5 protein-coding genes are annotated in these 7,365 nt (G+C 74.7%); 2 read left to right on the top strand and 3 right to left on the bottom strand.

Annotation, left to right across the window (positions count from 1 at the left end; all coding sequences use genetic code 11):
- Nucleotides 1–334 precede the first annotated feature (334 nt).
- The gene (locus ACZLKG_RS11390) at nucleotides 335–1,639 is read left to right on the top strand and encodes a deoxyguanosinetriphosphate triphosphohydrolase (RefSeq protein WP_425708995.1); all 1,305 of its coding nucleotides are present in this window, start codon (nucleotides 335–337) and stop codon (nucleotides 1,637–1,639) included.
- Nucleotides 1,640–3,745, top strand: a complete 2,106-nt coding sequence (gene dnaG / locus ACZLKG_RS11385; protein ID WP_425708994.1) for a DNA primase — start codon at nucleotides 1,640–1,642, stop codon at nucleotides 3,743–3,745.
- A gap of 50 nt (nucleotides 3,746–3,795) precedes the next feature.
- Here the strand turns inward: dnaG and ACZLKG_RS11380 are convergent, their stop codons facing one another.
- From ACZLKG_RS11380 to ACZLKG_RS11370, 3 genes are all read right to left on the bottom strand, one after another.
- Nucleotides 3,796–4,923 carry a hypothetical protein gene (locus tag ACZLKG_RS11380; protein ID WP_463648782.1) on the bottom strand — a complete coding sequence of 376 codons (1,128 nt, stop codon included), beginning with the start codon at nucleotides 4,921–4,923 and terminating at the stop codon, nucleotides 3,796–3,798.
- A gap of 120 nt (nucleotides 4,924–5,043) precedes the next feature.
- Complete coding sequence (locus ACZLKG_RS11375; protein WP_425708992.1) at nucleotides 5,044–6,027, bottom strand: hypothetical protein; 984 nt, start codon at nucleotides 6,025–6,027, stop codon at nucleotides 5,044–5,046.
- Between the two features lie 166 nt (nucleotides 6,028–6,193).
- A complete protein-coding gene (locus ACZLKG_RS11370; protein WP_425708991.1) occupies nucleotides 6,194–7,168 on the bottom strand; it encodes a hypothetical protein in 975 nt (324 codons plus the stop codon).
- Between the last annotated feature and the right edge of the window lie 197 nt (nucleotides 7,169–7,365).

Genomic DNA, 7,365 nt, shown 5'->3' with positions numbered 1-7,365 from the left:
ACCTGTCGGGCGGGCCCCGCACCCTGATGGGGTGCGGGGCCCGCCCGTCGTCGTCGCGATGCTCGGTGCTCGGCTCGGTGTGGTCGGTGAGTCAATGGGGTAACCATCGAGGCAGTGCCCCCGGGGGCCTGCCTCGACGGTTACCCGATTGACTGGGCAACGGCGCCTCGGCGCGACACCGGAATCCGCTCCCCAGCGGGCAGAAGTCCGCTCACTCGCCACACGGAACGGGCAGAGGTCCGCTCACTCGTCATAAGCGCCGGCAGTACCGCGCTCACTCGCCGGGTTGGGGAGGGCGGGAGCAGCGCGGGACCGGGCCACCTAGACTTGATCCGTGAGCGCATCGGCGGAGCAGGTCGCACGGACGAGGTCCGTCCCGGCCCCGTACACCGCCACCGACGCCGACCGATGGTGGCCCGAGGAGGGCAAGAATCCGCGTCGCTCCCCGTTCCAGCGGGACCGCGCCCGCGTGCTGCACTCCTCGGCGCTGCGCCGTCTCGGCGCAAAGACCCAGGTCCTCGGTCCGAGCTCGGACGACTTCGTCCGCACGCGTCTCACGCACTCCCTCGAGGTCGCGCAGGTCGGCCGCGAGCTCGGTCAGGCGCTGGGGTGCGACCCGGACGTCGTCGACGCTGCCTGCCTCTCCCACGACCTCGGTCACCCGCCGTTCGGCCACAACGGCGAGCGCGCGCTGCACGAGGTGGCCGCCGGCATCGGCGGCTTCGAGGGCAACGCCCAGACGCTGCGGCTGCTCACCTCGCTCGAGCCGAAGATCATGACCGACGACGGCACCGGCGTGGGCCTCAACCTCACCCGCGCCACGCTCGACGCCACCGTGAAGTACCCGTGGGCCACGGGTGCCGGCCCGCGCCGCGCCGACGGCACGACGACGGCGAAGTTCGGTGTCTACGCCGACGACGCCGAGACGTTCGCCTGGCTGCGCGACGGGGCCCCCGATCGGCGCCGCTGCCTGGAGGCCCAGGTCATGGACCTGGCCGACGACGTCGCGTACTCGGTGCACGACGTCGAGGATGCCGTGGCCGGGGGCCGCGTCGACATCGCGGGCGTCCGAGCCGACCGCGTGCAGGACGGCGTCGTCGCCCAGGTGCGCTCCTGGTACGACCCGGCGCTGAGCGACGACGAGATCGGCGCCGCCCTCGACCGCGTCCTCGCACTTCCGGTCGTCCCGCGGAGCTTCGACCACTCGTGGGCGGGCCTCGCGGCGCTCAAGGACATGGCGAGCCAGCTCATCGGCCGGTTCTGTGCCGCGGCCGAGGACGCGACCCGGGAGCGCCACGGCGAGGACCCGCTCACCCGGTACGCCGCCGACCTCGTCGTCCCGCCGGGCACCGAGGCCGAGATCCTCGCGCTCAAGGGGGTCGCGGCGCACTACGTCATGGCGCCGCGGGAGACCGAGCCGCTCTACCTGGCGCAGCGCACGATCCTCTTCGACCTCGCGGACGCGCTGAGCGCGGGCGGGGCCGAGCATCTCGAGCCGCACCTGGCGCAGCGCTGGCGAACCGTCGGCTCGGACGCCGAGCGCCTGCGCGTGGTCGTCGACCAGATCGCGTCGCTCACCGACACGTCCGCGCAGCAGTGGCACGCCCGGCTGTGCGGGATGCTCTCCGAGGTGTACTGAGTGGCGGGCATGATCCGCCGCGAGGACATCGAGGCGGTCAAGGAGCGGGTCCGCATCGAGGAGGTCGTCGGCGCGCACGTCACGCTCCGGTCCGCCGGCGTCGGGTCGATGAAGGGCCTGTGCCCGTTCCACGACGAGCGCACCCCCTCGTTCCACGTCCGCCCGCAGGTGGGCGTCTGGCACTGCTTCGGCTGCGGCGAGGGTGGCGACGTCGTCAGCTTCGTCCAGCGGATCGAGGGCCTGTCGTTCGCCGAGGCGATCGAGATGCTCGCCGACCGGGTCGGCCTCGAGCTGCGCCGGGAGGACGGCGAGGGTCGCTCCCGTCAGTCGTCCGGCACCGAGCCCGGCCGTCGTCGCCGTCTCGTGGAGGCCAACCGGATCGCGGCCGAGTACTTCGTCGACCAGCTCTCCTCGCCCGGCGCCGCGCCCGCCCGCGCGTTCCTCGCCGAGCGGGGCTTCGACCAGGCCGCCGCGGCGCACTTCGGCGTCGGGTTCGCCCCCGAGGGCTGGGACCACCTGCTCAAGCACCTGCGCAGCCGCGGGCTGACCGACCAGGAGATCCTCGCGGCCGGCCTCGTCTCTCAGGGGCAGCGGGGTGTGTACGACCGGTTCCGGGGCCGCCTGGTCTGGCCCATCCGCTCCACCTCGGGGGAGGTACTCGGCTTCGGCGCGCGCCGGCTGCTGGAGTCCGACCAGGGGCCGAAGTACCTCAACACCCCCGAGACGCAGCTGTACCGGAAGTCGCACGTCCTGTACGGCATCGACCTCGCGCGCAAGGACATCGGGCGCGGTCGGCAGGTCGTCGTCGTCGAGGGGTACACCGACGTCATGGCCGCGCACCTGGCCGGCGTGACCACGGCCGTGGCCACCTGCGGCACCGCGTTCGGCGAGGACCACGTGCGCATCGTGCGCCGCCTGCTCGGGGACGTCGGCGACGCCGCGTCCGGCGTGATGACCGCCGGGTCCGCGCGCGGCGGTGAGGTGGTGTTCACGTTCGACGGCGACGCCGCCGGGCAGAAGGCTGCCATCCGCGCGTTCGACGAGGACCAGCGTTTCGCCGCCCAGACCTTCGTCGCCGTCACGCCCGGTGGCCTGGACCCGTGCGACCTGCGGCTCGAGCGTGGCGACGCCGCGGTCCGTGACCTGGTCGCCGGCCGCGAGCCGCTGTTCGAGTTCGTCATCCGTTCCTCGCTGGCCTCCCTCGACCTGGGCACCGCCGAGGGACGCGTGGCGGGCCTGCGCTCGGCCGCGCCGGTGGTCGCCGCGATCCGCGACCGCGCCCTGCGCGGCGAGTACGCCCGGCAGCTCGCCGGCTGGTTGGGGATGGACGACGTGAGCGTCCGCCAGGCCGTCCGGTCCGCGGAGAGCAGCGCGCGGCGCAGCGCGGCCCCGCCGGCACGGTCAGGCCCGGGAGGACAAGGAGGACCGGGGGGACAGGGAGGACAAGGAAGACCGGGCCCCGACGGCGGAGCCTCGCCCGCGTACGACGGCGGGCCCGGGCAACCGGGCGGAGGCCGTCCCGACGGGCAGCTCGCCGGTCAGGGTGGTTCGTGGGGGGCGACGGCGGGCGGCGCCGTCGGGCACCGTGGCCCGGAGGACCCGGTCGCGCGGCTCGAGCGACAGGTCCTCGAGGTCGCGCTCCAGCTGCCCGCCGACGCGGCCGCAGCCGGCTTCGACTCACTCTCGGCCGACACCTTCACCGTCCCCTCCTACCGTGCCGCGCACGACGCGATCCGGGCTGCCGGCGGGGTCGCGACCTTCGCGACGCACCTCGCCGAGCGGCGCGGCGCCGGGGCGGGCGAGCAGGCGGCCCAGCGCGAGGCTGCCGCGCACTGGGTGGAGGCCGTGCGGGAGAACGCGGTCGGACCGGTGGCCGACTCGGTGACCGGCATGGCGGTGGCCCCGCTCCCGGAGGACCGCCCCGAGGCGTTGAAGGACTACGCGCGCGGCGTCGTCGTCGCGCTGGTACGCATGGGGCTCACCCGGCTCATCGGTGACGCCAAGGGTGCGCTGCAGCGCACCGACCCCGACGACGCTGCCTACGCGGAGCGGTTCGCCGCCCTCATGGAGCTGGAGTCGAGGCGACGCTCGCTCGGCCCGCCGTAGCCCGCCGCGGCCCGCAGTAGCGCACCCGGCGAGCGTCGCGGTCGGGAGCGTCAGTCGATCGTCCAGGCCAGGGCCTCGGTCTCGCCGCCCGAGACGATGTTCGTCACGGGCTGGTAGATGACGTCGTAGGAACCCTCGACGGGATCGGGCACGAGCACGGTGCCGGTGGCCTCCTCGCCGGGGCCGACCACCGGGGGCAGGGACTCGGAGTCGTCGATGCACCCGAGGACGTCGACCGCGTTGATGTCGCCCTCTGAGGTGGACACCGTGATGCCCGGCAGCGGCGGGACGGCGGGGACGAGCTCGTCGTCGTGCGCGACCACGGTGAAGGTCAGGGCGGTGAACGGGTCGCCCGGGGAGGTGGCGCACTCGGCGTCGCGCTCGACCTCGTCGAGGGTGACCTCCATGCCGTTCTCAAGCGTGTGGGTCTCGCCGATCTCGAGGAGCGTCGCGTCGTCGGGGGTGCCAGGCCCGTCGGCGTCGTCGTCGCTCGGGGACTCCGCGCCGCCGGTGTCGTCCTCCGACCCGTCGTCGGTCTCGGACTCGTCCTGCGAGTCGGTGTCGGACTCGTCCCCGGGCCCGGTCCCCTCCTCGGTCGGGTCGTCGCTCGGCGTCTCGTCGCCGGAGGGGTCCTCGTCGGTCGGCGGGGCGGAGTCGGAGCCGGACTCCCCGCTGGGAACCTCGACGTCGGCATCGTCGGTCGCGGCCTCCTCGTTGCCGGAGTCGCGCAGGAGGAAGAACCACACCGCGACGGCGGCCGCCGCCACGGCGAGGACGCCGAGGATGACGGCCAGCCAGGGGAATCCTCCGCCGCGCGGGGTCCTCCCGCCGTCGCCCGGGGGGAGGTCGCCGCCGGATCCGCCGCCGTAGGAGGGCTGGTAGGTGGGGGCAGCTCCGGCCCCGCTGGCCGTGTACTCACTACCGCGGTAGGCCGAGGCCCCCTGGGCTCCGCCCGTGCGGTCGGAGCCGTAAGCCGACGCGCCCTGGGCTCCGCGCCCGTGGTCGGAGCCGTACGCCGAGGTGCCGTGCCCCGCGGAGCCCTGGCTGCCGGAGACCGGACCGTAGGCGCCGGGGCCGTCGGCGCGCGGCGCGTCGCCCGCGTGGACGGGCCGGGTGGCGTCGGCCCCAGGCTGCTCGAACGCGTTCCCCTCGTGGCGCCAGCGTCCCTCGTTGCTCATCGTGTCCTCCCAGGTCTGCCGCCCGGCCGGGCGATGCGCGTCAGCCTACGGGCGCGGTGCGCCCCGGCAGCGCGACCGGAAACGGGGAGGGGTGCCCGGGTTCTTGTCGGAGGACCGATCTCAGTCGATCGTCCAGCGGACGAAGGTCTGCGGGCCGGCGTCGTCGAGAATGCCGGGCTCGAGCTCGACGTCGAACCGCCCCGGCCCGGGGGCGAGGACGAGGACCGTGCCCGACACCGTCTCGCCGGGGGAGACCGTGCTCGGGAGGGCCGTCGAGCCGCCGGCCAGGCATGCGGGCGTCACGGCCGTGAGCGTGCCGCCGGGCGAGCTCAGGGTGACGCCGGGGACGAGGGTGAGGGCGGGTGCCCGGGTGTCGGCAGGCACGGTCATCGTCACCTCGAGCGCGACGACCTCTCCGGACGGCGCCCAGGCGGCGGAGCACTGCAGGTCGCGCTCGACGTCGTCGATCGTGAGGGTGGTCCCGTCCGGCCCGGTCCACGTCTCGCCGATGGCGACGACGTCGACGACGGCGTCGTCCCCGGCGGCGGCCGAGCCCTGCGTGAGAGGGAACGCGTGGGCGATGCCGGCGGGCAGGTCGCCCCCGGCTCCGGGCGTCCCCGGTGGGAGCGGGAAGGGGAAGGGGAACGGCGAGTCCGGGCCGTCCGGCGGGGGCGTGGGCGACGGCGTCGGTGAGGGGACGGGCGCGGGCGTGGTCGGTGGTGCGGTGGGTGGGACTGTCGGCGCGGGACTCGCGGTCATGGCGGGTGGCGGTCGTACGGCGTCCAGGGGGAGCCCGTCGCGCTCGGCGGTATCGACGACCCAGTAGCCGACCACGGCCGCGAGGACGACCGTCGCCGCCCCGACGACGAGCCAGGGCCAGTCGTGCGAACGAGCGACGTGCCGACCACCCCCCGCTCCCACAGGGGCGGTGGCGGTGGCGGGGTCCGGGCGTGCTCGGTCGGGACCGGTCTGTGTCAGGTGGCCCTCGTGGAAGTCGAGGTGGGGCGGCAACCGGCCGTCGGCGTACCGTCCGGGCCCGTCCTGGTCGTGGAAGAACTCCTCGAGATAGCCGGCCCGGGCCAGCCGGTGCTCCTCGTCCACCATGCCGACCTCCGCGCCGACGCTTCCGGCACCGCGATCCTCTCGCAGTGCGGCCCGCCGGGCGGCGGGTGGCGCCGCCACGCTAGCCCGGTGTGGCTCACGTGGGGCCGGGGACCGGCCTGGTCCGACCGGATCTCGACGCTCCTGGACGGCTCTGGACGGCGCAGGGTCAGTCGATCGTCCAGCGGGCGACGGACAGGTCGGTGCCCGGCATGGCGATCCCCATCATCGGGTCGTACTCGAGGGTGAACGGCCCGTCGGCCGGCGGGACGAGGAGGACGAGACCGGTCTCGGTGGCGCCCGGGTCGACGAACGGCTCGAGCTCCTGGCTCGTGTCGCTCAGGCATCCGATCGCGTCGAAGGAGTTGATGTCGCCCTCGGGCGACTGCAGCGTGAGTCCCGCCGACGGGGAGGTCGCCTGGGTCGAGCCCGCGGCCGTGACGGTGAATTCCAGCGCCACGAAGGAGTCGGTCGTCAGCGGCTGGCCGTCGCACTGGAAGTCCCGCTCGAACGAGTTCAGGGTGATGGTGTGGCCCTCGGCGGTCTCGAAGGGTGCGCCGACCTCGACGTCGACGACGGTGGCCTCGGACTCGCCGCTGCCGCCGGGGATCTCCGGGAACGGGGCGTCGCTGCCGTCCCCTCCGTCACCGCCCGGCAGCTCGGGGATGTCGGTCGGCAGGTCGTCGGGCATCGACGGCATCCCGCCCTCCGGCATCTCGCCCTCCGGCACCCCATCCTCCGGCAGCGCGGGGAGACCGCCCTCCTGCTGCGGCTCCTGCGCGCTCTCGTCGTCACCCGCGAAGAAGAGGAAGTACGACCCGACGCCGAGGGCCGCGACGACGACGACCCCGACGAGCACCCACAGCCAGCTCTTCGATCCGCCGGACCCGGGACCTCCGGGTTGCTGGGGTCCGCCGTAGCCGCCGGGTTGCCCGTAGCCGCCGGGTTGCCCGTAGCCGCTGGGCTGCCCGTAGCCCTGGGGCGGGGGACCGTACCCGTGAGGCTGCTGGCCGCCCGGCCCGGCCTGCGGCGGATAGCCGCCCTGCGGCGGGTAGCCGCCGTGCTGCGGATAGCCGCTCTGGTCGGGATACCCGCCCTGCTGCAGGTAGTCGCCCTGCTGGCCCCACTGGCCGTCGTTCGACACGTCTGGTCCTCCACACCTCGTCGTGCCGTGGCCGGGCCTCGGCCCGTCGCACGCCGCCCACCGTTCCCGGCGGACAGCGCCACGGTATGTCTGCGCCGGGTGGCGGGGGCCGGAGCCCGATGGGGAGTCCTCACCCGCGGCGGGCCCGGACGTACGTCGGCGCCGCACGCTGGGCGTGCGGCGCCGATGTCATGGTC

The organism is Georgenia sp. Z2081 (assembly GCF_055326445.1).
Note: the sequence above shows the minus strand (reverse complement) of the source record. Positions and strands in the feature narration are given on the sequence as shown.

Coding starts and splice junctions, on each gene's coding strand:
- ACZLKG_RS11375 (WP_425708992.1), bottom strand. CDS start 6,027: ATGGTGGACGAGGAGCACCGGCTGGCCCGGGCCGGCTATCTCGAGGAG.
- ACZLKG_RS11380 (WP_463648782.1), bottom strand. CDS start 4,923: ATGAGCAACGAGGGACGCTGGCGCCACGAGGGGAACGCGTTCGAGCAG.